The following is a 22,583-nucleotide window of genomic DNA, read 5'->3' on the forward strand; positions in this document are numbered from 1 at the left end:
TGCGCGGGCAGGTCCGCGGGGGGCAGCAGCCCCTCGGCCGCGACCCGACGCCGGTGCTGCCGCAGCAGCGCGGCCCACCAGGCGGCGCCCGCCACGGTGATCAGCCCCCACGACGTGAGCGCCCACTGCCACCCGATCACCGCAGCCAGCGGCGCGGTGCCCAGCGAGGTGAACATCGAGCCGACGTTGAGAGCCGCGGTGTAGATGCCCGTCACGGTCCCGCGCCGGGCCGGTTCCACGTCGCGGCGGATCACCACGGGCAGCACCACGTTGCCCAGGGCGATCGAGATGCCGATCACCACCGTCCCGGACAGCAGCGCCCAGGAGGGCCCGACCGAGCGCAGCAGCGTCCCCGCGAGCACCCCGAGCAGGCAGAGCAGGACGGCGACCTCGGGCCCCGCGCGCCGGATCACCCGGGTGGCGAGCGGGATGCCCAGGGCGAAGCACAGCACCGGGATGGTGGTCAGCAGCCCCGCGGCCGCCGTCGAGAAGCCCGTGTCGCGGGAGATCTCCCCGATGACCGGGGCCGGGGCGACCATCGGCCCGCGCAGGGACAACGCCGCGAGCACGACGCCGCCGACCACCCACCAGGGAAGACGCGCGTCGCGTGCTGGGCGCGACGCGGAGGGCATCGCACGATCCTAGGAGCCCAGCCCTCCCGCCGGAGCCCGTGACCGCCCTACGCTCATCCCATGACCTACCCCATCCGCATCGCGGTGCAGATCCAGCCCCAGCACGCCGAGTACGCCCAGATCCGTGACGCTGTGAAGCGCGCGGAGGAGATCGGCGTCGACGTCGCCTTCAACTGGGACCACTTCTACCCGCTGTACGGCGACCCGGACGGCAAGCACTTCGAGTGCTGGACGATGCTCGGTGCGTGGGCCGAGCAGACCAGCCGCATCGAGATCGGTGCCCTGGTCACCTGCAACTCCTACCGCAACCCGGACCTGCTGGCGGACATGGCGCGGACCGTGGACCACATGAGCGGCGGGCGGCTGATCCTCGGCATCGGGGCCGGCTGGTTCGAGAAGGACTACGACCAGTTCGGCTACGAGTTCGGCACCGCCGGCAAGCGCATCGCCGACCTCGCCGAGGCCATGCCGCGTATCCGCCACCGCCTCGCTGCGGGCAACCCGGCCCCCACCCGCGAGATCCCGATCATGATCGGCGGCGGGGGCGAGAAGAAGACCCTGCGCATCGTCGCCGAGCACGCGAACATCTGGCACGGCTTCGGCGACGCCGAGACCATCACCCGCAAGAGCGGCATCCTCGACGAGCACGGCACCGCCGTCGGCCGCGACGCCACGCAGATCGAGCGCTCGGCCGGGGTCACCGAGGCCCCCGAGGAGGTCGCCGACGCGATGGTCGCCGCGGGCGTCACCCTGTTCACCGTGGGGATCGGCGGGCCGGACTACGACATGGACCTGGTGAAGAAGTGGGTGCAGTGGCGCGACGCGCAGGGCTGAGGGACTGACGGAGGACGAGGGCTGACGGAGGGGGACACCGTGATGGACGAGGCGCGCCGGCCCTGGCACCTGTGGCTGGTCGGGTTCCTCGCCCTAGCGCTCTACGTCATGGGCGCGCGGGACTACCTGCTCAGCGCAGCCCTCGACGCCGACTACTTCGCCGCGCAGGGCTACGACGACGGCGGGGTCGCCTACTTCACGGACTACCCCGTGGCCCCGCGCATCCTGTGGACGCTGAACGTGGTGGCTGGCCTGCTGGCCCCGGTGCTGCTGATGCTCCGGTCCCGGTGGGCCACGCCGACCGCGGCGGTCGCGGCCGGCGCCCAGGTGGTGCTGCTGGTGGTGACGTTCGCGTTCATGGACCGGTGGGCCGCGCTGGGCGCGGGGATCGCCGGGTTCGACATCGGGATCGCGGTCCTGACGGTCGGGCTGTGGGCCTACTGCCGGTGGATGGCGGCGCGAGGGGTGCTGCGCTGAGGGGCGACGTCTGAGCCGACCGCAGCTCGGTCGACGGTCCGGGCGCCGTGCGTGGTGCCCGGACCGTCGACCATCCCTACCGGCGCCTCTTGCTGAGCGCGGCGATCGCTGCCACCGCCAGGACCACCGTCAGGGCAGCGAGCGACCAGAGGAGCACGCCAGCAACGGTCGTCCCGGGGACGTCCGCCCCGACGGGGGCTCCTGCGGCCTCGTCGGCCAGATATCCCGACCACACGAGCGTGCCCAGCGTCGCGACCGCCGCGGTACCCGCCAGCGCGAGAAGCAGAAGGGAAGCCCGGTCGCGGGGCTTGCTGTTGTCGCTCACGCCACCCTCCGCGCGGTGAGGATCTCCGCCCCGTCCTCGGTGATGGCGATGGTGTGCTCGCTGTGGGCGGTGCGGCAGCCGGTGGCGCTGCGCAGGGTCCAGCCGTCGGGGTCGGTGACGAGCTCGGCGGTGTCGGCCATGACCCACGGCTCGAGGGCCAGGAGCAGGCCAGGGCGGAGCTTGTAGCCGCGGCCGGGGCGGCCGGTGTTCGTGATGTGCGGGTCCTGGTGCATGGTCGACCCGACGCCGTGACCACCGAACTCGACGTTGATCAGGTACCCCGCCTCGCTGAGCACCGTGCCGATCGCGTGGGAGAGGTCGCCGATGCGCGCCCCGGGCCTCGCGGCGGCGATCCCCGCCTGCAGGGCGCGTTCGGTCGCGTCGATCATCGCGAGGTCCTCGGGGGCCTGGGTCTCCCCGACGACGAAGCTGATCGCCGAGTCCGCGACCTTCCCGCCCAGGGAGACCGCGAGGTCGAGGCTCAGCAGGTCGCCGTCGGCCAGCCGGTAGTCGCGGGGCAGGCCGTGCAGGACGGCGTCGTTGACCGAGGTGCAGATGTAGTGGCCGAAGGGCCCGCTGCCGAAGGACGGTGCGTAGTCCACGTAGCAGGACGTCGCCCCGGCCTCGAGGATCATGGCCTTGGTCCAGCGGTCGATGTCCAGCAGGTTGGTGCCGACCGTGACGCGGTCGCGGAGGGTGTGCAGGATCGTGCCGACCAGGGCGCCCGCCTCCCGCGCTCGGGGCAGCTGGGCGGGGTTCAGGATCTCGATCATGCGGTGGCTTCTCCTCAGTGTTCCAACAACTATCCCGGCAATGCTATCCCGGTACTAGTATCGGCCCATGGTCAGGTTGCCGCTCACCCCCGCCGAGCTCGAACGCGGGCGACGCCTCGGCGCTCTGCTGCGCCGCGCTCGCGGTGACCGGCCCATGCTCGACACCGCCCTCGACGCCGGCCTCTCGCCCGAGACCCTCCGCAAGATCGAGACCGGCCGCGTCGCGACCCCGGCCTTCACGACCGTCGCGGCGATCGCGGGCGTGCTCGGGCTGTCGCTGGACGAGGTGTGGGCCGAGATCCACCGGCCCGACGGCGTGGTCGGGCCGGGCGAGGTGGACCAGGCTCGCGACGAGGCGCGTCCCCGGCTGGCCTCGTAGCCCGAGCCAGACCGGCGTCGAGCTACGGCGCTGTCGCGGCCGGCTCGCTCTCCGCGATCCGCAGCGCCGCGACCAGCTCGCGGTACAGCTCGTCCCCGGCGAGCAGCTCCGCATGGGTGCCCCGCGCGCGCACCTGACCGCCCTCGAGGACGACGATCTGGTCGGCGTCCACCACGGTCGACAGCCGGTGGGCGATGGTCAGCACGGCGCCCTCGCGCGCGGTGCGGTGGATGACCTCCTGGACGGTGACCTCGGTGAGGCCGTCGAGCTGGGCGGTGGCCTCGTCGAGCAGCAGCACCGCGGGGCGCTGGACGACGGCGCGGGCGAGGGCCACGCGCTGACGCTCGCCCCCGGAGAGGTCGGTGGCGTTGACGTGGGTGTCGAGGCCCTCGGGCAGGGCGCGGACGGTGGCCTCGAGCCGCACGGCGCGCAGGGCCTCCCAGACCTCCTCCTCGGTGGCGTCGGGGTAGCGGAACAGCAGGTTGTCCCGCACCGTGCCGGAGAGCAGCGGCGTCTCCTGCTCGACGTAGGCGAACCGGGACCGGACCGTGGCGATGCTCAGCTCGCCGTAGGGCACCCCGTCCAGCCGCAGCACGCCGTCGTCGGGCTCGATGAAGCGCAGCAGCAGGGAGAGCAGGCTGGTCTTGCCCGCGCCCGAGGGGCCGACCAGGGCGGTGTGCCCACGGCGCGGCACGGCCAGGTCCACGCCGTCGACGGCGGGTCCGGTGGCCCCGGGGTAGGTGAGCCGCACGCCCTCGAGGGACAGGACGGGTGGGGTGCCGTCGTCGGCGGGGTCGTGGGTGAGGGTCTCGGGGTGGGTGCGGCCGGAGTGGAGGTCCTCGATGTGGATGGACTCGGTCTCGCGGATGCGGGCCGCGGCTGCCACGCCGGACTGCAGCTGGGTGAAGGTCTGGGTGAGGGTGGTGATGGGGTCGACGATGTTGAAGGCGTAGAGCAGGAAGGCCACCAGGGTCGAGACCTCGAGGGTGCCCTCGCCGACCCGCCAGGCCCCCACGCCGAGGATGACGATGATCGCGAGCTGGATGCCGCCGCCCGCGATGGTCCACGCCACGGCGGTGACCCGGACGGCGCGGATGGCGTGCCCGGCGGACTCCTCGGCCTGGCTGGCGACCTGCCCGGCCTGGCGCTCCTCGGCGCCGCTGGCCTTGACGGTGCGCAGCGCTCGCAGGGCGCCCTCGAGGGTCGAACCCACGTGGCCGAGGGACTCCTGGGCCTGACGCTGCGCCTTGCCGATCTGGGGCAGCAGGGCCCCCATGAGGACGGCGACGACGACGATCGCCGTCAGCGTGCTGAGCAGCAGCGGCACGTCGAGCACCGCCATGAGGATCACGGTGCCCACCAGGGAGACCAGCCCGTTGACCAGCTGCACGATGCTCGAGGAGGCGGCCTCGCGGAGCAGCACGGTGTCCGAGGTGACGCGGGTGACGAGCTCGCCCGGGGTGCGCTGCTGCACGTCGCCCAGGCGCCCGCGCAGCATGCGCTGGACGAGGGACTGCCGGGCGTCCAGCACGATGTGCTCGGCCAGGCGGCCCAGGACGATCCACTGGATGAGCCCGGTGATGGACCCGAGGATCAGCAGGCCGACCAGCAGCATCGCTGGGCCTGCCAGGGAGACGCCGGTGCCCAGGGTGTCGAGCACGTACTTGGTGGCCAGCGGCATCGCGAGGGCGGTCGCGGTGGTGCCCAGGCCGAGCACGGTGCCGAAGACGACGGTGCGCAGGTGCGGGCGGACGAACCCCCACAGCACCGCGATGTTCTGCCAGCGCAGCGGGACGGGCGGCGGGGCGTCGGGGGTGGTGGGCGAAGCGGCAGCCTCGGCGGCGTCGGTGGCCATGGACTGAGTGGACCACCGGGGGGTGGTGCAGGTCGAGCGATTCTGCGGGGCGCGGACAACGCGACGGCGGCTGCTCGACACCCGTACGGCGCTGATCGGCAGTGATGCCCGTCGCGGCTGTCAGCGCTCGTCGAGGAAGGCCCCGCGCTCGATGCGGCTCACCGCGCTACGGTCGGCGAGCTCCTCGCGGTGCTCGGGGTGTCGGCGGTAGTGCTCGACGAGGGCCAGGACGAGGCGCGGGTCGCTGGCATGGAGACCCAGGGGGAAGCTGACGAACTCATCCTGTCCGAGCTCGGGGGCCCAGCGGACCCGGAGCAGCACCCCGGGCTTGGTCTCGATACGCACGGTGTCGATCTCGTCCCAGGGGACGAGGATCCGCCGCTTGCTCTTCTGGTGGACCAGGCCTCGCGGACTGAGGGCGACGTACGGCAGGGCGTGCGACCCCGTGTCCCGACGGCTCAGCGCACCAATGATGATCACGGCGAGCACCAGGCCCGCGCCCGGTCCGGCGATACGGGGACCCATGTCGATCCCGACGACCCCGGCGAGCACCAAGAGCGCGGCGAGGACGAGCCCGAGCCACGGCCATGCGACGACGATCGGTCGGACCCCGGCCACGGCGGGTAGTCGCAGCTCGCCAGAGCCCGGGAGCACCTCGAGTCGTCCACGTCGGGGCCGGAGGAACAGCGCCCACAACGCCATGCTCCCGAGGGTGAGCGCCGTGAGGAGGGTCGCGCCGATGGCTGCGACGACCGGGACTCCGGAGAGCAGCATTGCCACGGCCCCCACGCCACCGAGGAGGACGAGGGTGCCGACCGAGCTGATCAGGCGGACGAGGTGCCCTGTGCGGAGCCGGACCGGAGGACCAGGGACGGACACGGGTGGACGGATGACGCGCCGGGCGGTCACCTCGGGTGGGCTCTCGTGGCGCGGGCGGGCAGGGCGATCCGCCGGGCCGTGTCATCCATCGTTCCCCCCTGCTGCGCCGGCTCCTCGCCGACTGCAGAGGGGAGTATATGAGCGACGCGGAGCCCCTCATCCCTCACCATGGACCCATGAGCACCCTTGAGCAGCTGACCGCAGACCTGACCACCTCCATGAAGGCGCGGGACGCGTTCCGCACCAACACCCTGCGCCAGATGATCGGCGCGGTGCGGGCGGCGGAGAAGTCCGGCAAGGTCGCGCGCGAGCTCACCGACGAGCAGGTCCAGGCCGTGCTGGCCGGCGAGGTGAAGAAGCGCCGCGAGAGCGCCGAGATCTACACCGGCGCCGGGGCCACCGACCGCGCCGAGAACGAGACCGCTGAGGCCGACCTCATCGAGACCTACCTGCCGAAGGCCCTCACCTCCGAGCAGCTCGACCAGGTGGTGGCCGAGGCCATCGCCGAGACGGGGGCCACGGGCATGAAGGACATGGGCGCAGTCATGAAGGCAGCGAACGCGCGGGCCGCTGAGGTGGGGCGCGTGGACGGCAAGGAGCTGTCGGGGCGGGTGCGGGCGGCGCTCGCGGGCTGATGCGGAGCCTCGGCGCGGGCGCCGGTAGGCTGGTGCGCGCGTCGACCGGGCTCGTGGTCTGGTCGGCGTCGACGGGACCGTCGTTCTGGGCCGGTGGATGACTGCCGGCGCAGGTGCCGACGGCCTCGCGCCTGTAGCTCAGGGGATAGAGCACCGCTCTCCTAAAGCGGGTGTCGGCAGTTCGAATCTGCCCAGGCGCACAGGGTGTTTGTAGTACTTCGCCTGATGCTGGACGTTTTGGCTTCGGTTGAGCCTTGACGGTGTTTCGGCTGATGGTTGACAGGTACTTCGGCTGATGGTTGACGCTCTCGGAGCCTGACCCGGTTTCCCGGACAGTTGCGGTTAGGTGATCATGCCGCGGTGACCACCGCGGTGTGAAGGTCCTCGAACTCGTTCGGGGACCGGTAGCCGAGGCCGGAGTGGCGCCGGACGGGGTTGTAGAAGCCTTCGATCCACTCGAAGATCGCCGAGGCCAGCTCCTCGCGACTGGTCCAGATGCGGCGGTCGAGGAGCTCGCGCTGCATGGTCGACCAGAACGACTCCATCATGGTGTTGTCCACGCTCGAGGCGACGCGGCCCATCGACCCGAGCAGGCCGGCCTGGCGCAGCCGGTGGCCGAAGATCCAGGACGTGTACTGGGCTCCGCGGTCCGCGTGGACGATCGCCCCCGGACGCGGCTGACGACGCCAGATCGCCATCTGCAGGGCGTCGACGACCAGCTCGGCGCGCATGTGATCCGCGATCGACCAGCCCACGACCTTGCGGGTGAAGACGTCGAGGACCGCGGCGCAGTAGACCTTTCCGGTGCTCGTGGGGTGCTCGGTGATGTCGGTGCACCACAGCCGGTCCGGGCCGTCGGCGGTGAAGTCCCGCCGGACCAGGTCCTCGTGCGGGGCCGGCAGCGGGCGCTGGCCACGGCGTTTGCGCCGGTGACACACCCCGACCAACCCCGCGGCGCGCATCAACCTCGCGACGCGTTTACGACCGCAGGGGACCCCCAGGCCCAGGCGCAGCTCGGCATGGACCCGCGGGGCGCCATAGGTCGCCCGCGACCCGTGGTGGATCGCGGTGATCGTCGCGGTCAGGGCCTCGTCGGCAACCTCTCGCGCGCTCGGCTGTCGTCGGGCCGCGTCATAGAGCCCTGAGCGGGAGATGCCGAGCACCCGGCAGGTCAGCGCGACGGGCACCCCGTCGGCCGCCAGCTCCTGGACCAGCCGGGCACTCATTTTGGGAGGACGTTCTCCCGGGCGAAGTAGGCGCTGGCGCGTTTGAGGATCTCGTTCTCCATCTCCAGCACCCGGGTCCGGCGGCGCAGCTCGACGAGCTCTTTGCGCTCGTCGCTGGTCAGGCCCTCCCGGCGGCCGGCCTCGACGTCGTCCTGGGCCATCCAACGGCGCAGGCACGACTCGCTGATCCCCAGATCCGACGCGATCTTCGCCACCGGCTGCTGACCCGAACGGGCCAGGTCCACTGCTCGACGCCGAAACTCCGGCGGCTTGGCTGCAGGCATCCTCGAACTCCCTTCCGAGACGATCATCGCCTCAGATCAGGTGTCCGGAGAAGCGGGTCAGGCTCCCTTCCGCCTTGTCGAGGAAGACGTGCGACCAACCGACCCCGCCAAAGTGCTCACCCAGTGCGTACATCAGCTCGCGCCCGAAGTGGGGCCAGTTCTGCGGAAGCCGATGTGACTGACGATCCCATGCACTCTGGAACACGGCCAGGGCGGCTGACACGTCGGCGGGCTGGACGTGACCGAACCCCGAGCGCCTCACAACTTCTCGAACAGCATGCAGACCCTCGACGATCTCGTCGGCAGCGCTTGCTGCCGCGCTCCTGCGCTTCAGCGCGATATCCCGCGTGAGTGCGCTCCGAGCGCCGATGTACCCAGCACCCAGCGCCCCCACAAGGCTCGCCACGGCCGCAACGATGGCGCTGGTCCAGCCCCCACCCAAAGTCAGTGTCTCCACGAGCGGTAGCGTCCCAGGCGACACCGACACGACGACATGGAGGTCAGACATCGCCATGCGCTCTTGTAGGCAGCTTCGCTTTGGCTGGTTCAGCGGCAGCCCCGGCTCGACCGACGTAGGACCCCATGGAAGCCATCTCGTGGTCAGCGCGTGGTCAGCGCTGGCCTCGGAGCGGGCTCCACACACGAACTGCCTGCGTGTATTTCCGCAGGTCAGCGCACTGCGCGCCGACCAAGATCGAACTCCTGCAGCGGGTGCCAGCAGTTCGAGTCTGCCCAAGCGCACAAGGCCGCCACGCGCCCCAGCGGCCCGAACGCCACCCGTCTCGGCGATCCACGTGGCCATTCTCTCCGTGCTCGACGTCAGCGTCGACGTTGGCAGCGGTCGAGCGACAGCACTGACAAAGACGACTCGCCGGGCCCGAAGACTCCGTCATCGGACAGGTCGTGGGATGACGGGCGCGGCCCCGCCGACGCTGAACCGGACGGTGTAGCCGTCCCGGTGCCTGCGGTGGTTCAGGTCGCTCAGCAGCTGGTGCAGGATCCACATGCCGCGACCGGATGGGCTGTCGAGCGGCACCGGTCGGAGGCCCACGAGCGGGTGAGGTCCTGAGCCCGCGTCGGTGACCGAGACGGTGAGCTGTCCGCCTTCGGTCCACGCCTTCACCTCCACGGGACCGCGACCGTGGCGGGTGCCGTTGGTGACCGTCTCGGTGACGGCCAGCATGGCGGCCTGGATCGCCTCGTCAGTGAGCCCGAGCGCCGCGGCGAGGGCCTGGACCGCGCGGCGCGCTGCGTGGACCGAGGGTTCGTGCAGCGACAGGTGCGGGGTGGTCGCCTCGATGGGGTGTGGAGGGAGGTCGAGGTAGCCGGCGATGTGGTCGTCCAGATCCGCGAACCGTTCGCTGGAGCGTGTGCCGGCGGGGGTGTGCAGCTGTGCGTGGCTCGCGCTGAGGTCCTCGAGCATCGTCTCGTCGAGCACATCGGTGTCGTACGCGCACGTGCCCCACACCCGGTACGGAGCCAGGACGTAGTTGGCGGCGGCTTCGTACCGGCGCCACTCGTGCCACTGGTGCTCGGTCATGGTGGGCATCTGGTTGACCACCCGGACGGAGGACGCGGTCGCGTCCAACCGTGCAAGGGACTGCTGGAACCTGTGCAGGTCCCGGCCAGGGAAGCGCTCACGGCTCCGCTCGGGAATCGCCTGGATCCCGTCGACGCCGGGCACCGCGGCCAGCAGGTGGTCGACGAACTCCGGTTCGCCGACCACGAGGATCTCATCCCCTGCGGCGGCGCCGTCCTGCACGAACGGCGTCATCAGGTCGACCAGCGCGTCGGTGCCGGTGTGCAGGACGAGCTCGTGGCGGAAACGCTCTTCAGGGCGCGTGGTGGTAGTCATGCTGGATCCGTCCTGACGTGGCGCAGGCCGAGGGTATGGACGAGCCACTCGGTCAGCCCTTTCGCTCCCACCAGCGTCACCGTGACGTCCAGTGAGTGGGCGGCTCGATCGACCGCCATGAGACTCGAGTGATCGATGAACTCGACCTCGGACATGTCCAACGTGACGCGGGAGGGGATCTCCGGACCGATCGCCATCAGAGCGCCCCAGAGGTTGGCGGCCGACGCCCTGTCGACCTCACCGACCAGGGCGAGTCCGCCTCTCGTGTCGGCTGCGCGCACGAGGAACGGGGACAGGGCGCCACGGGTCAGCGGATGGACCCGGGCCGCCTCGGCGACGGTCTGCTCTCCGACGTCGTCGACGTCATAGCCGCACAGGATGGTGAGCGGGTGGTCCACGGCGTACCGGTCGATGAGGTGCTCGGTCCGGATCCACTGACGCAACCCGTCCGGCGTGCGGACGAGGTCGTTGACGTCGGTCAACACCCGCAGCCCCGTGTAGCCGTCCGCGACCGCGGCGCGGGTCATCCGGTCGAACTCCGACGGTGCGCTCGTGGGTGACATCCTCCGGGCCGGAACCTGCGAGTCGTTCAGCACCAACCGTCCGTGGTCGGCAGGGCGGCCCACCTGGGCGACGTCGGACACGATCGTGTGCTCGAGCCCGGTGGGCGTGACCTTGGTGAAGGCCACCAGCTGGCGGCTGTCCAGACCCTCCCTGATGTACTCCCGCGCTGTCTGCGCATACTCCTCAAGTCCGCGGAACCACCAGCACACGTGGTCCCCGGGGGAGCGTCCGGTCGCCGTCGTCAGGAAACGCTGCACATGACACCTCTCCGCGCTCTGCCCCCTCAAGGCCGCTGTTCCAGGATTTTTCCACAGTGCCTCGTCAGCTGCCCGGTGTGTGCCACAGGTCGTGGATGGTCCTCCCCTCGACGAGGTGGTCCGCCACAAGGGCGCCTGGCGCTCGTGACCACCTGCATCAGGCGAGCGTCGCCGTCGGCGCCTCGTCATGGAGCTGAGGCACCGCCTGATCGCTCGCTCGGGAAGGCTCCTCCACCCCCGCGCGACCCGTGCTGCAAGATGTCCCCGTGCGCACCGCCACTCGACGCCCTGCCCTGCGCCACGGCGCCCTCGCCTCGACGGCCCTGGTGGCCGCCCTCGTCCTGTCGGGCTGCTCGAACGCCCCGGACATCAGCGCCCAGCGTGAGGATGCCGTGACCCTCGCCGAGCACGTCCGCGGCTCGCTCGAGTACCTCGACGCCCTGACCGACGTCGACGTCGTGGACGACGCGTCCGTGACCGTGCCCTGCGCTGAGGGCGGCGAGCATTACCGGTGGCTCGCCGTCGGGCGCCTGCCCAACCCCAACCCCGAGGCGGGCGCGGCCGCCACCGACACGCAGCTCGACGTCGCCGCCCAGGCGGTCCGTGGCGCCGTTGCGCAGAACCCCCTGGGCCCCGACCACCTCGACCGGGCGTGGGAGAGCACCCCGACCGACGAGCCCGTGGCCCGTCAGGTCGGCTGGTACAGCGACAGCGGCGACGCCCGGGGCAGCCGACTCACGGCCGACTTCATCCCGATCGACGGGTCGTCGGTGCTCGTCCGCCTCGAGGCCGCGACCGCCTGCGGCTGAGCGACCGCGTGCAGGTGACTCGAACACCCTTGGGCGAGGGCGGCAAGGCTAGCCCCGAGAGGCATCTCCGCTACCGGCCCCGGCCGGCACCCGCTGCCCGTCGAGGAACGCGACCATGGCCGCCAGCGCCACGGGCCGCGCTAGCAGATACCCCTGCCCGTAGTTGCACCCGATGCCCGTGAGCGCCTCGAGCTGCTCGGTGGTCTCGATACCCTCCGCGACCAGCGGCAGGCCCAGGTCACCGGCCATCGCCGCCATCGAGCGTACGATGGCAGCGGCCCGGCGGTCGCTGGAGACCTCCACGGTGAAGGCACGGTCGAGCTTGATGATGTCGACCGGCATGAGGCGCAGCGCGGCGATCGACGACTGCCCGACTCCGAAGTCGTCCATCGCGATGAGGATCCCCCGCCGTCGCAGCTCCTCGAGCACCGGGACCACATCCGCGCGGATCAGCGTGCTCTCGGTGACCTCGATGATCAGCTGCATCGTCTCGGTCTGGCCGCTGGGGATCATGTCGAGGATGCGCGTGCTGACGAGCTGCGCCGCTGACATGTTGATCCCGATGCTGAGCTGCTTGCCTGCCGCGGCGGACAACGGTCGGCTGTGCGCGGTCACCTCGGCGAGCACGAACGCTCCGATCTCGTCGATCAGACCGGCCTGCTCGGCGAGCGGGATGAAGGTCTCGGGGGAGACAGGCCCACGGACCGGGTGCGTCCAGCGGGCCAGGGCCTCGAGGCCGTCGACCAGCCGGGATCGTAGGTCGACGACGGGTTGGTAGTGCACCGAGAACTCGCCGCGTGAGACTGCGCCGTGCAGGTCCTGGACGAGGGACGCCTGCTCGACCTGCGCCGTCAGCATCTGCTCGGTGAACTCCACACACCTGCCGCGGCCGGCTGCCTTGGCCGCGTACATCGCGATGTCGGCCTCGCGGACCAGGGTGTGGACGTCCTTGTCGGCTCCCGCCTGGGTGAGCGTGATGCCGATGCTGGCCGCGACGTGCACGTGGTGCCCGGCGACCGGTACGGGCGTGGCGACGGCCTCGAGCAGGTTCCCGGCCATGACGCGCGCTGCCTCGGGGTCGACGCCGTGCAGGAGCACCGCGAACTCGTCGCCACCGAGGCGGGCGACCACGTCCTGCGCCCGCAGGCGCGAACGCAGCCTGCCGGCGATGGTGACGAGGAGCTCATCGCCCGCGCGGTGCCCGAGGCTGTCGTTGACCGCCTTGAAGTCGTCCAGGTCGCAGAAGAGCACGGCGACGTCGTCGGGGGCGTCTCGCCGACGACGGTCGGAGTCCCCGGGACCCTCCGACGGGGACCGCGGCTGTGCGAGCAGGGCCTCGTGCACCTGCTGGTGGAAGAGCACCCGGTTCGGCAGGCCGGTCAGGGCGTCGTGGGTGGCCTGCCGCAGGAGCGCGTCCTTGCCCTCCTGCAGCTGCCGGACCACCGCGTCCTGGCTGCGACCCTTGCGGATCAGCACGACGGCGATCGCCGTCATGGTCGTGGCCATGTACAGCACGTCGGTGAGGGCCTGGGCCGGTGGCACGAGCGTGAAGGCCACCAGGGCGTCGAGGGCGATCGCCGCGGCGGTGATGACCACCGCCGCACCCGTGCGGAGCTGCGAGGCGGCGTAGAGCACCGGGACGCAGAAGAAGATGTGCCCGGAGATGCCGGCGTCCTTCGTCGCGATGTCCAGCACAGCGATCGCGACGAGCGCTCCCAGCGGGATGAGCGACAGCACCGGTGACGGCCGACGCCCACGCGGGGAGCGCAGGAAGACGCCGATCAGGACGAGCAGGACGGGCACGACCAGGACGAGGGGCCGTGCCGACGGACCCTCGGGCGGGTCGACGACGGCTGCTCCCGCGGTCACCACCGCAGCCGCGACGAGGAGCACGCCGGCGGTCGGACCCGCCACGGCCGCATCGCGAGGCTCGAAGTGCCTCCGGATCTCCACGCCCTGCTATCGGCCGAAAAGGGCTGGTGTTGACGAGTCCGTCTGCCGGGTCAGGCCCCGGGTGCGTCGGCGGCCCTGGCCGAGTGCAGGTCGAGCGGCACCCCCTCCGCCCCCACCACCTGTGCCGCAATGGCCTCGATGGCAAACGCACTAGCCTCCGCCAGCCGCACGTCGTCCGGCGACAGCAGCCACTGGACCTGCAGCCCGTCCATCACCGCGAGGATGCTCGCGGCCGCCAACCCCACCGTGCTGGGCGCCGTCACCCCCCGCTCCGCGCAGACGGCGGTGAACGCCTCGACGATCTCCCCGCGCAGCGTCTGGTAGCGCTCCTCGAAGTAGGCACGCCCCGGGTGGTCGTCCGTCACGGACTCTGCGGAGAGCACGGCGTAGGCCTGGACGATGCCGGGGCGGGCCTCGTTGGCGAAGGCCGTGCGGACCAGGTGGCGGAAGAGCTCCATGCCCTCGGGGATGTGCGCGCCCTCGAGGTCGGCGACGTCCTCGGCGTCCCGGAACCTCAGCACCTCGACGAGCAGCTGATCCTTCGAGCCGAAGTGGTGCAGGATCCCGGCGTGCGTCATGCCGACCTGGTCGGCGATCTCGGTGAGCGGCCCGTTGTTGAAGCCCTTGGCCCCGAAGGTGGTCATCGCGGCGCGCAGGATCTCGGTGCGCTTGACGAGGGTCCCGGCGCGGGCGCGCGGGGCGCGTCGTTCCGCCATCACGTCCTCGCTCTCCCTCGGGTGTCCGCGCCACGGCTCGGCAGGTAGACGGCGAGCACGGTGTGCGCGGTCGAGTCTAGGCCGCTCGCACCACCGCCGAGGCGCGCTCGGCCACGCCGTCGGCTTTCGGGGCAGGCCACTATTTACAACTTACTGACTGGTCTGTAAGTTACGTGGCGCTCCCTCATCGCGGAGGGCGGCCAGGGGCTGGCGGGTGCACCGCATCCCCGCACATCGAAGGAGAAGCAATGAGGCTACGGACCTCCCTCGTCACCCTGAGCGTCGTCACGGCGCTCGCCCTCGCCGGATGCGGAACGGGCGAGCCCGGCGCATCCGACCCGGACGCGTCCGCCGAACCAGGCGCCGCCCTGACCATCGCCAAGCCCGACGGCGCGATCACCACCGAGTCCCACAACCCCTACCTGGGCGACTCCTCAGCGTCGAAGTACGGCTACGCCAAGGTGATCTTCGAGCCCCTCGCCCTCGTGAACCCCACGGGCGACCTCCTCACCACCCCGTGGCTCGCCGAGTCGGTCGAGTGGAACGACGACTACACCGAGCTCACGGTCGTCCCGCGCAGCGGCGTGACCTGGAGCGACGGCACCGAGTTCACCGGTGAGGACATCGTCTACACCTTCGACCAGTACCTCGACGGCCGGCTCACCGACACCGCAGGCCTCGGCTACGAGGGGGCGACCGTCGACGGCGACGCGATCACCCTGGCCTTCGCCGAGTCCAAGTTCACCGCCCAGGCCCGCGTGCTGCACACCCCGATCGTCCCGAAGCACCTCTGGGAGGGCATCGAGGACCCCAACACCGACCCCCTCACCGAGGACGGCCTCGCCGTCGGCACCGGCCCGTACGTGCTCGACTCCTGGTCCACCGAGTCGGTGACCCTCGCCGCGAACCCCGACTACTGGGGCGGCGAGCTGTCCGTGCCGCAGCTGCACTACGTCTCCTACGGCGACAACGCCGCCCTCACCACCGCTCTGGTCTCCGGTGAGGCCGACTGGGCGCAGGCCTTCATCCCGCAGATCCAGGACAGCTACCTGGCCGCCGACGAGGACAACCACTTCCTCGTCTCGCCCACCGCGGGCGCCGGCACCCTGTTCATGAACCTGCAGACCAAGCCCTTCAACGACGTCGCCCTGCGCGAGGCCCTCGCCTGGACGATCGACCGCCAGGCCTACGTCGACATCGCCCGCGAGGGCGCGAGCGAGCCCGTCTGGAACATGACCGGCCTCAGCAGCGTGCTGGAGGACGAGATCATCCCCGAGTACCAGGGCCAGGACTACGCGGTCGACGTCGCCAAGGCCCGCGAGATCCTCACCGACGCCGGCTACACCTGGACCGACGACGCCCTGATCGACCCCGACGGCGAGCGCGTCACCTTCTCGATCTCCGTGCCCGCCGGCTGGAGCGACTGGAACACCGAGCAGGCCCTGATCGCCGAGGAGCTCGACGAGGCCCTGGGCATCGAGGTCACCGTGGACCAGCCCGACTGGGGCGGCTGGGACGCCGCCCGCCAGGAGGGCACCTTCCAGGCGATCATCCACTGGCTCGAGGACACCGGGAACTCCTACGGCCTCTACACCTCGACCATGGACCCGCGCTGGATCGTCGAGGACCGCGCGCAGTACAACTTCGGCCGCTTCGAGGACGCCGCCGTCACCGAGGCGCTCAACACCTACGCCACCGCCTCCACCGACGAGGACCGCACCGCTGCCTCGGCCGTGCTGCAGGAGGCGTTCGTCGAGCAGGTGCCCGCCATCCCGCTCGGTGCGCACCCGCTGCTCGGCGAGTTCAACACGCGCAACTACATGGGCTGGCCCTCGGAGGAGGACGCCTACGCCTCCGCGGACCCGACGCAGCCGGGGATCGTCCAGGTCCTGGTGAACCTCGAGCCCGTCGAGTGATCCGGTCCGCGACGGGGCGGGTGCTGCGTGCCCCCGCCCCGTCGCGGCCGACGACCCCCAGAGAGCGAGCCCGCACCGATGCGTGATGCGTTGCTGTCCGTCCACGACTTCTCGGTCACCTACGACGTCGACCCGCCCGTCGAGGCGGTGAAGAACGTCACCCTCGAGCTGCGCCGCGGGGAGATCCTCGGGCTCGCCGGGGAGAGCGGCTGCGGCAAGACCACCCTCGCCTACGGCGTCCAGCGCCTCCTCAAGGCCCCCGCCCTCATCACGAGCGGATCGGTGGTGTTCCACGACGCCTCGGGGGAGGACGTCGAGGTCGACCGCCTCGACGCCGAGCAGATGCGCCGGTTCCGCTGGGACAAGGTCTCGATGGTCTTCCAGGGGGCGATGAACGCGCTCAACCCGGTGGCCCCCATCGGCGCGCAGCTCGAGGACGTCTTCGTGGTGCACCGCCCCTCGATGTCCCGCGCCGAGCGACGCGAGGCCGTCGCCGAGCTCCTCGAGATCGTCAAGGTGGGCCGGCAGCGCGCACGCTCTTTCCCGCACGAGCTCTCGGGCGGCATGCGTCAGCGCGTGATGATCGCGATGGCCCTCGCCCTGCGCCCCCAGCTCATGGTGATGGACGAGCCCACCACCGCCCTGGACGTCCTGGTGCAGCGCGAGATCCTGCGGCAGATCTCCCAGCTGCGCCACGAGTTCGGCTTCACGGTCGTCTTCATCACGCACGACCTGCCGCTGCTGCTCGAGATCAGCGACCGCATCGCGATCATGCGCGAGGGCGAGATCGTCGAGCTCGACACCGCCGAGCGCATCTGGTCCAACCCCCAGGACGGCTACACCAAGACCCTGCTGTCGTCCTTCCCCCGCCTCACCGGAGAACGAGGAGTGGTCGTGCGATGACGGTCCTGGAGTTCGACCACGTCACCAAGGTCTACTCGGTGCGCGGCGCAGGGCAGATGAAGGCCCTCGACGACGTCAGCTTCACCCTGGAGTCCGGCCGCACCATCGGGCTGGTCGGCCAGTCCGGGAGCGGCAAGTCGACCATCGCTAAGATCCTCACCCAGCTCGAGACGCCGACCAGCGGGCAGGTGCGCCTCGACGGGCAGCCGATCCCACGCCGCGGCGCCGGGCTGCGCGCCTACCGGCAGACGTTGCGCATGGTGTTCCAGGACCCGTTCGCCTCGCTCAACCCGTACCACTCCATCCGGTACCACCTCGAGCGCCCCCTGCGCCTGGACGCCGTCGTCCCCAAGGCCGAGCTCGAGGACGAGGTGCGGCGCCTGCTGCACCGGGTGCGCCTCGAACCCGACGCCGTGATCGACCGCCGCCCGCACGAGCTCTCGGGCGGTCAGCGGCAGCGCGTCGCGATCGCCCGGGCGCTGGCCTCCCGGCCCAGCCTGCTCGTGGCCGACGAGCCGGTCTCGATGCTCGACGTCTCCCTGCGCCTGGGCGTGCTCAACCTGCTCGCCGACCTGGGGCGCGACGAGGGCCTCGGCGTCCTGTACATCACCCACGACCTGGCGACCGCCCGGCACTTCAGCGACGAGATCCTCGTGCTCAACCAGGGCCAGGTGGTCGAGAGAGGCACGGCCGACGACGTGATCCTGCGCCCCCAGCACCCCTACACCCGCGAGCTGCGGGCCGCGTCCCCCGACCCCGAGAAGCACTTCGCCTCGCTGTCCGGCTCGCAGGGAGGTACCCGGTGACCGCCGTCCAGCCCCAGCCCCAGCCCGAAGCCCAGCCCCAGCAGGACGCCCTCGAGGTCGGCACCACGGCGACCACCACCGTTCAGGGCCACTCGCGCATCCCGTGGCGGTTCCTCGCCGGGCGTGCCGCGTTCTACCTGTTCACCCTCTGGGCCGCGATCACCATCAACTTCTTCCTGCCTCGCATGATGAAGGGGGACGCGGTCACCCAGTACCTGTCCCGCAACCGCAACGTCAGCCCCGAGGCCGCCGACGCGCTCCGAGCGCTGCTGGGCCTGGACACCGACGCGTCCATGCTGGAGCAGTACCTCGACTACTGGGGCCTGCTGCTGCGGGGGGACCTGGGCGTCTCCCTGCTGCACGGCCTGCGCCCCGTCACCGAGGTGATCAGTCAGGCGCTGCCGTGGACCGTGGGCCTGGTGGGGTTCGCGACGATCGTCTCCTTCGCGATCGGCACCATCGGTGGCGCGATCGTCGGGTGGCGCCGCGGCAGCCGGCTCGACGGGCTCATCCCCCTCACCACGTTCCTCAGCACCATCCCGTACTTCTGGCTGGGGCTGCTGGCCATCGCGGTGTTCTCGGTGAACCTCGGGTGGTTCCCCATCGGCAAGGCCTACGGCGTCGGCATCACGCCCGAGCTGTCGGCGGAGTTCATCGGCCAGGTGATCCAGCACGGCACACTGCCCGCGGCGACCATCGTGATCGCCTCCCTGGGCGGCTGGATGCTGGGCATGCGGAACATGATGCTCACGGTGCTCGACGAGGACTACGTCATGGTCGCCCAGGCCAAGGGCATGCCGAACCGGCGGGTGCTGTGGCGCTACGCCGCACGCAACGCGGTGCTCCCGCAGATCCAGAGCTTCGCGCTGTCGATCGGGTTCATCGTCGGCGGCACGATCGTCATGGAGATGGTCTTCAGCTACCCCGGCGTCGGGAAGCTGCTGCTCGACGCCACCAACGCCAAGGACTACGCCCTCATGCAGGGCGTGTTCCTGGTGATCACGCTGTCGGTGCTTGTCGCCAACATCCTGGCCGACGTCGCCTACGCCTTCCTCGACCCGCGCACCCGCCAGACGGAGGCCTGACCCATGACCACCGACCTGCGCACCGAGCCGGCACCCGACCTCCACGCGGCACCGGCGCCACGTCCCCGGGCGACGGGCCGCGCCCGGCTGGGCTCGGCCTTCGCGATGTTCCGCAACCGCAAGTCCATCACCGGCCTGGTGATCCTCGGGTTCTTCGTCCTCGTCGCGATCCTCGCCGACGTCATCGCGCCGTTCTCGCCCACCCAGGTGGACAGCACTGCGCGCCTCGAGCCGCCGTCGGGCGCGCACTGGCTCGGCACCACCCACCTCGGGGAGGACGTGCTCAGCCAGGTCATCTACGGCACCCGTGGGGTGATCGTCGTCGGGTTCCTCGCCGCGATCATGGCGACGATCATCGCCGTCCTCGTCGGGGTGATCGCGGGGTACCTGCGTGGCTGGCGCAGCGAGAGCCTCTCGGCGCTGACCAACGTGTTCCTCGTCATCCCCGGGCTGCCGCTCATCATCATCGTGGCCTCGATGTTCGACGACCCGCCGCTCGTGGTGATCGCCGCCGTGCTGGGGCTGACCGGCTGGGCGTGGGGCGCCCGGGTGCTGCGCGCCCAGACCATGTCCCTGCGCAACCGCGACTTCGTCCAGGCCGCCCGCGCCAACGGCGAGCCGCTGCACCGCATCATCGGCAACGAGATGCTGCCCAACCTCATGGCCCTCATCGCGGCGAGCTTTGTCGGCACGGTGACCGCCGCGATCCTCGGCCTGACGACGCTGTCCTACATCGGCGTGATCCCGGTCAACACCTACAACTGGGGGACGATCCTCAACTGGGCCGGCGCGCAGGGGGCGTTCCGGCAGAACCAGTGGTGGTGGTTCCTGCCCCCAGGGCTGTGCATCGCCGCGATCGGCGTGGCGTTGTCGCTGATCAACTTCGGCATCGACGAGTACGTCAACCCGCGCCTGCGGTCCGCCGGGGAACGTGCCCGCGCGATGAGGAAGCGGGGCCTGGACGTCAACGACCCGGTCACCGCGGTTCGTCCAACTGCGGTGCGCCCGACGACGAGCCCGGGCAGCGCGACCTCCGCTGAGGAGCGAGCATGACCCTCAGCGCCTCCACCTTTGCCTCGACCACTGAAGGACCTCGATGACCGTCACGACGACCGCCCCGTACCTGGACCCGACCCTCGGCGTCGCCGAGCGGGTCGAGGACCTGCTGGGGCGGATGACCGTGGCCGAGAAGATCGGCCAGATGCTCCAGCTCGACGCTCGGGACGACCTCGACGACCACGTGCTGCGACGCCACGTCGGCTCGGTGCTGCACGCATCCCCCGAGCGGGTGCTGCGCGCGCACGACCTCACCGCCCAGACGCGCCTGGGCATCCCGCTGCTCATCGCGGAGGACTGCATCCACGGCCACTCGTTCTTCGAGGGCGCCACGATCTTCCCCACCCAGCTGGGCATGGCCGCGACCTGGGACCCCGCGCTGCTCGAGCAGGTCGCGCGGGCGACCGCCGTCGAGGTCGCCGCGACCGGCATCCACTGGACCTTCTCGCCCGTGCTCTGCATCACCCGTGACTTGCGCTGGGGCCGCGTCAACGAGACCTTCGGCGAGGACCCGCACCTGATCGGCGAGCTCGCCTCAGCCATGGTGCGCGGCTACCAGGGCGACGGGCTCGCCGACCCGACGGCGATCCTCGCGAGCGCCAAGCACTTCGCGGGGTACTCCGAGACCCAGGGCGGGCGCGACGCGTCCGAGGCTGACCTGAGCCGCCGCAAGCTGCGGTCCTGGTTCCTGCCGCCGTTCGAGCGCGTCGCCCGCGAGGGGTGCCGCACGTTCATGCTCGGCTACCAGTCGATCGACGGGGTTCCGATCACCGTCAACGACTGGCTGCTCAACGACGTGCTGCGCGGCGAATGGGGCTACACCGGCACCCTCATCACCGACTGGGACAACGTGGGCCGCATGGTCTGGGAGCAGCGCGTGCAGCCCGACTACGCCCACGCCGCAGCCGCAGCGGTCCGCGCCGGCAACGACATGATCATGACGACGCCGGGCTTCTTCGAGGGCGCCCTCGAGGCCGTCGAGCGCGGTCTGCTGGAGGAGGACGCCTTCGACGAGGCCGTGCGGCGCATCCTGACCCTCAAGGTCGAGCTCGGGCTGTTCGAGGACCCGCGCCGGCCCTCCGCCGAGCGCATCGACGCGGTGCTCGGCACGCACGGCGACCTGAACCTCGAGGTCGCGCGTCGCTCCGTGGTGCTGCTCGAGAACGACGGCGTGCTGCCGCTCGCGGGTGGGTTCACGGCGGGGACCGGCGGGCGCGGGGTGGCGGAGGCCGGATCCCGGCCCGCGCGGGTCGCCGTCGTCGGGCCGCTCGCCGATGACGCGCAGACCCAGCTGGGGGACTGGGCGGGCAGCTCGGGCCAGGCCGGGTGGATCGCCGACGGCCACCCACGCTCGATGATCACGACCGTGCTCGACGGCCTGCGCGACCACGTGCCAGCGGACTGGACCGTGACGCACGAGCAGGGCGCGGAGATCCTCACCCTCGAGCCCCACCCCGAGGGCGAGCGGTTCCCCGACGGGCAGCCGCGCCCGCCCGTGGTGCTCTCCGCCCCGGTGGACGACGCCGCGATCGCCCGGGCCGTCGACGCCGCCCGCGAGGCCGACTACGTGGTCGCCGTCGTGGGGGACCGGATCGAGCTCGTGGGGGAGGGGCGCTCGACGGCGACCCTCGAGCTGCTCGGCGGCCAGGTCGCGCTGCTCGAGGCACTCGCGGCCACGGGCACGCCCATGATCGTGGTGCTGCTGGCCTCCAAGCCCCTGGTGCTGCCCCAGGCTGCTCTTGAGGCCTCGGCCCTGCTGTGGGTGGCGAACCCCGGGATGGCCGGCGGGCGGGCGATCGCCGAGGTGGTCCTCGGGCTCGTCGAGCCCTCGGGGCGGTTGCCGTTGTCCTTCGCGCGGCACGTCGGTCAGCAGCCGACCTACTACAACCAGGTGCGTGGGCAGCACGGCGACCGCTACGCCGACCTGACCCAGCGTCCGGCCTTCGCCTTCGGTCAGGGCCTGTCCTACACGACCGTGGAGTACCGGGATCTGCGCGTCCTCGAGCCCACCCTGAACTCGGCCGACGTGCTCGAGGCCGAGGTGACGGTCGCCAACACCGGGTCCCGCCCGGCCCGCGAGACCATCCAGGTCTACGTGAGCGACAGCGTCACCTCGGTGAGCTGGGCCGATCAGGAGCTCAAGACGTTCCTGCAGGTCGAGCTGGCGCCGGGGGAGGAGCGCCGGGTGCGGATCGAGCTCCCGGTCAGCGCGTGCAGCCTGGTGGACGCTGGCGGGGCCCGTGTGGTCGAGCCCGGGGACTTCGAGCTACGGGTCGGTCGGTCCTCCCGTGCGGAGGACCAGGTGCGGGCGGGGTTCGTCGTCGTGCCCTGATCCGGGCCACGTCCGGGGTGGGTGCTGTGCCG

23 protein-coding genes and 1 tRNA gene are annotated in these 22,583 nt (G+C 71.2%); 12 read left to right on the forward strand and 12 right to left on the reverse strand.

Annotation, left to right across the window (positions count from 1 at the left end):
- A partial coding sequence (locus L0B03_RS00175) for a CynX/NimT family MFS transporter (RefSeq protein ID WP_250442548.1) occupies positions 1-632 on the reverse strand: 632 nt, incomplete at its 3' end.
- A gap of 60 nt (positions 633-692) precedes the next feature.
- Here L0B03_RS00175 and L0B03_RS00180 point away from each other — a divergent pair.
- Both L0B03_RS00180 and L0B03_RS00185 read left to right on the forward strand, forming a co-directional pair.
- Positions 693-1,466, forward strand: coding sequence for an LLM class F420-dependent oxidoreductase (locus L0B03_RS00180; protein ID WP_250442549.1), 774 nt, complete (start codon positions 693-695; stop codon positions 1,464-1,466).
- Positions 1,467-1,508: 42 nt separating this feature from the next.
- Positions 1,509-1,943, forward strand: a complete 435-nt coding sequence (locus L0B03_RS00185) for a hypothetical protein (RefSeq protein ID WP_250442551.1) — start codon at positions 1,509-1,511, stop codon at positions 1,941-1,943.
- A gap of 76 nt (positions 1,944-2,019) precedes the next feature.
- Here the strand turns inward: L0B03_RS00185 and L0B03_RS00190 are convergent, their stop codons facing one another.
- Positions 2,020-2,268 (reverse strand): hypothetical protein, encoded by a 249-nt coding sequence (locus L0B03_RS00190; protein ID WP_250442553.1) that lies wholly within the window; start codon positions 2,266-2,268, stop codon positions 2,020-2,022.
- Positions 2,265-3,041, reverse strand: a complete 777-nt coding sequence (gene map, locus L0B03_RS00195; RefSeq protein ID WP_250442555.1) for a type I methionyl aminopeptidase — start codon at positions 3,039-3,041, stop codon at positions 2,265-2,267. Before map ends, L0B03_RS00190 begins: the two co-directional genes overlap by 4 nt.
- Positions 3,042-3,108: 67 nt before the next feature.
- On the opposite strand from map, the gene L0B03_RS00200 reads away from it, so the two are divergent.
- Positions 3,109-3,420 carry a helix-turn-helix domain-containing protein gene (locus L0B03_RS00200; protein ID WP_250442558.1) on the forward strand — a complete coding sequence of 104 codons (312 nt, stop codon included), beginning with the start codon at positions 3,109-3,111 and terminating at the stop codon, positions 3,418-3,420.
- Positions 3,421-3,442: 22 nt separating this feature from the next.
- Here the strand turns inward: L0B03_RS00200 and L0B03_RS00205 are convergent, their stop codons facing one another.
- Both L0B03_RS00205 and L0B03_RS00210 read right to left on the reverse strand, forming a co-directional pair.
- Positions 3,443-5,275 carry an ABC transporter ATP-binding protein gene (locus tag L0B03_RS00205; RefSeq protein ID WP_250442560.1) on the reverse strand — a complete coding sequence of 611 codons (1,833 nt, stop codon included), beginning with the start codon at positions 5,273-5,275 and terminating at the stop codon, positions 3,443-3,445.
- Positions 5,276-5,395: 120 nt separating this feature from the next.
- On the reverse strand, positions 5,396-6,154 hold the full coding sequence (locus tag L0B03_RS00210) for a hypothetical protein (protein ID WP_250442562.1): 759 nt from the start codon (positions 6,152-6,154) through the stop codon (positions 5,396-5,398).
- A gap of 176 nt (positions 6,155-6,330) precedes the next feature.
- Here L0B03_RS00210 and L0B03_RS00215 point away from each other — a divergent pair, with 176 nt between their 5' ends.
- Both L0B03_RS00215 and L0B03_RS00220 read left to right on the forward strand, forming a co-directional pair.
- Positions 6,331-6,789, forward strand: coding sequence for a GatB/YqeY domain-containing protein (locus L0B03_RS00215; protein WP_250442564.1), 459 nt, complete (start codon positions 6,331-6,333; stop codon positions 6,787-6,789).
- A gap of 127 nt (positions 6,790-6,916) precedes the next feature.
- Positions 6,917-6,989, forward strand: a tRNA-Arg gene (locus tag L0B03_RS00220).
- 150 nt (positions 6,990-7,139) lie between these two features.
- Here the strand turns inward: L0B03_RS00220 and L0B03_RS00225 are convergent.
- The 5 genes from L0B03_RS00225 to L0B03_RS00240 all read right to left on the reverse strand — a co-directional run bounded on the left by L0B03_RS00225 (position 7,140) and on the right by L0B03_RS00240 (position 10,975).
- Positions 7,140-8,015, reverse strand: coding sequence for an IS3 family transposase (locus tag L0B03_RS00225; protein ID WP_374204843.1), 876 nt, complete (start codon positions 8,013-8,015; stop codon positions 7,140-7,142).
- A complete protein-coding gene (locus L0B03_RS19660; RefSeq protein WP_374204844.1) occupies positions 8,012-8,299 on the reverse strand; it encodes a transposase in 288 nt (95 codons plus the stop codon). Before L0B03_RS19660 ends, L0B03_RS00225 begins: the two co-directional genes overlap by 4 nt.
- A 31-nt stretch (positions 8,300-8,330) precedes the next feature.
- Entirely contained in the window at positions 8,331-8,813 is a 483-nt protein-coding gene (locus tag L0B03_RS00230; RefSeq protein ID WP_250442567.1) for a hypothetical protein, read from the reverse strand.
- A 375-nt stretch (positions 8,814-9,188) separates the two neighbouring features.
- Complete coding sequence (locus L0B03_RS00235) at positions 9,189-10,154, reverse strand: sensor histidine kinase (RefSeq protein ID WP_250442569.1); 966 nt, start codon at positions 10,152-10,154, stop codon at positions 9,189-9,191.
- Positions 10,151-10,975 (reverse strand): MEDS domain-containing protein, encoded by an 825-nt coding sequence (locus tag L0B03_RS00240; protein ID WP_250442571.1) that lies wholly within the window; start codon positions 10,973-10,975, stop codon positions 10,151-10,153. The genes L0B03_RS00235 and L0B03_RS00240 overlap by 4 nt, the downstream gene beginning before the upstream one ends.
- A 266-nt stretch (positions 10,976-11,241) precedes the next feature.
- On the opposite strand from L0B03_RS00240, the gene L0B03_RS00245 reads away from it, so the two are divergent.
- Positions 11,242-11,784 carry a hypothetical protein gene (locus tag L0B03_RS00245; RefSeq protein WP_250442574.1) on the forward strand — a complete coding sequence of 181 codons (543 nt, stop codon included), beginning with the start codon at positions 11,242-11,244 and terminating at the stop codon, positions 11,782-11,784.
- A gap of 48 nt (positions 11,785-11,832) precedes the next feature.
- On the opposite strand, the gene L0B03_RS00250 is transcribed toward L0B03_RS00245, so the two are convergent.
- Together L0B03_RS00250 and L0B03_RS00255 are read right to left on the reverse strand one after the other, a co-directional pair.
- Entirely contained in the window at positions 11,833-13,698 is a 1,866-nt protein-coding gene (locus L0B03_RS00250) for an EAL domain-containing protein (protein WP_250442576.1), read from the reverse strand.
- Between the two features lie 89 nt (positions 13,699-13,787).
- The gene (locus tag L0B03_RS00255; RefSeq protein WP_250442578.1) at positions 13,788-14,453 is read right to left on the reverse strand and encodes a TetR/AcrR family transcriptional regulator; all 666 of its coding nucleotides are present in this window, start codon (positions 14,451-14,453) and stop codon (positions 13,788-13,790) included.
- A gap of 248 nt (positions 14,454-14,701) precedes the next feature.
- On the opposite strand from L0B03_RS00255, the gene L0B03_RS00260 reads away from it, so the two are divergent.
- The 6 genes from L0B03_RS00260 to L0B03_RS00285 all read left to right on the forward strand — a co-directional run bounded on the left by L0B03_RS00260 (position 14,702) and on the right by L0B03_RS00285 (position 22,551).
- A complete protein-coding gene (locus L0B03_RS00260) occupies positions 14,702-16,369 on the forward strand; it encodes an ABC transporter substrate-binding protein (RefSeq protein ID WP_250442580.1) in 1,668 nt (555 codons plus the stop codon).
- Between the two features lie 78 nt (positions 16,370-16,447).
- Positions 16,448-17,272 carry an ABC transporter ATP-binding protein gene (locus tag L0B03_RS00265; RefSeq protein WP_250442582.1) on the forward strand — a complete coding sequence of 275 codons (825 nt, stop codon included), beginning with the start codon at positions 16,448-16,450 and terminating at the stop codon, positions 17,270-17,272.
- Positions 17,269-18,078 (forward strand): ABC transporter ATP-binding protein, encoded by an 810-nt coding sequence (locus L0B03_RS00270; protein WP_250442584.1) that lies wholly within the window; start codon positions 17,269-17,271, stop codon positions 18,076-18,078. The genes L0B03_RS00265 and L0B03_RS00270 overlap by 4 nt, the downstream gene beginning before the upstream one ends.
- Positions 18,075-19,163 (forward strand): ABC transporter permease, encoded by a 1,089-nt coding sequence (locus L0B03_RS00275; RefSeq protein ID WP_250442586.1) that lies wholly within the window; start codon positions 18,075-18,077, stop codon positions 19,161-19,163. Before L0B03_RS00270 ends, L0B03_RS00275 begins: the two co-directional genes overlap by 4 nt.
- Positions 19,164-19,166: 3 nt before the next feature.
- Positions 19,167-20,216: an ABC transporter permease gene (locus L0B03_RS00280; protein WP_374204845.1), complete on the forward strand. Its 1,050-nt coding sequence runs from the start codon at positions 19,167-19,169 to the stop codon at positions 20,214-20,216.
- A 43-nt stretch (positions 20,217-20,259) separates the two neighbouring features.
- A complete protein-coding gene (locus L0B03_RS00285) occupies positions 20,260-22,551 on the forward strand; it encodes a glycoside hydrolase family 3 N-terminal domain-containing protein (protein ID WP_250442588.1) in 2,292 nt (763 codons plus the stop codon).
- The last annotated feature ends 32 nt before the right edge of the window (positions 22,552-22,583 follow it).

The sequence above is a fragment of the Actinotalea sp. C106 genome (genome assembly GCF_023630195.1).
Taxonomy (GTDB): domain Bacteria; phylum Actinomycetota; class Actinomycetes; order Actinomycetales; family Cellulomonadaceae; genus Actinotalea.

Excerpts from the sequence above, each read along its gene's own strand:
- L0B03_RS00280 (WP_374204845.1), top strand. The coding sequence starts at position 19,167 with ATGACCACCGACCTGCGCACCGAGCCGGCACCCGACCTCCACGCGGCA.
- L0B03_RS00265 (WP_250442582.1), top strand. The coding sequence starts at position 16,448 with ATGCGTGATGCGTTGCTGTCCGTCCACGACTTCTCGGTCACCTACGAC.
- L0B03_RS00225 (WP_374204843.1), bottom strand. The coding sequence starts at position 8,015 with ATGAGTGCCCGGCTGGTCCAGGAGCTGGCGGCCGACGGGGTGCCCGTC.
- map (WP_250442555.1), bottom strand. The coding sequence starts at position 3,041 with ATGATCGAGATCCTGAACCCCGCCCAGCTGCCCCGAGCGCGGGAGGCG.
- L0B03_RS00230 (WP_250442567.1), bottom strand. The coding sequence starts at position 8,813 with ATGGCGATGTCTGACCTCCATGTCGTCGTGTCGGTGTCGCCTGGGACG.
- L0B03_RS00270 (WP_250442584.1), top strand. The coding sequence starts at position 17,269 with ATGACGGTCCTGGAGTTCGACCACGTCACCAAGGTCTACTCGGTGCGC.
- L0B03_RS00285 (WP_250442588.1), top strand. The coding sequence starts at position 20,260 with ATGACCGTCACGACGACCGCCCCGTACCTGGACCCGACCCTCGGCGTC.
- L0B03_RS00255 (WP_250442578.1), bottom strand. The coding sequence starts at position 14,453 with ATGGCGGAACGACGCGCCCCGCGCGCCCGCGCCGGGACCCTCGTCAAG.
- L0B03_RS00180 (WP_250442549.1), top strand. The coding sequence starts at position 693 with ATGACCTACCCCATCCGCATCGCGGTGCAGATCCAGCCCCAGCACGCC.
- L0B03_RS00260 (WP_250442580.1), top strand. The coding sequence starts at position 14,702 with ATGAGGCTACGGACCTCCCTCGTCACCCTGAGCGTCGTCACGGCGCTC.
- L0B03_RS00185 (WP_250442551.1), top strand. The coding sequence starts at position 1,509 with ATGGACGAGGCGCGCCGGCCCTGGCACCTGTGGCTGGTCGGGTTCCTC.
- L0B03_RS00235 (WP_250442569.1), bottom strand. The coding sequence starts at position 10,154 with ATGACTACCACCACGCGCCCTGAAGAGCGTTTCCGCCACGAGCTCGTC.
- L0B03_RS00205 (WP_250442560.1), bottom strand. The coding sequence starts at position 5,275 with ATGGCCACCGACGCCGCCGAGGCTGCCGCTTCGCCCACCACCCCCGAC.
- L0B03_RS19660 (WP_374204844.1), bottom strand. The coding sequence starts at position 8,299 with ATGCCTGCAGCCAAGCCGCCGGAGTTTCGGCGTCGAGCAGTGGACCTG.
- L0B03_RS00215 (WP_250442564.1), top strand. The coding sequence starts at position 6,331 with ATGAGCACCCTTGAGCAGCTGACCGCAGACCTGACCACCTCCATGAAG.
- L0B03_RS00200 (WP_250442558.1), top strand. The coding sequence starts at position 3,109 with ATGGTCAGGTTGCCGCTCACCCCCGCCGAGCTCGAACGCGGGCGACGC.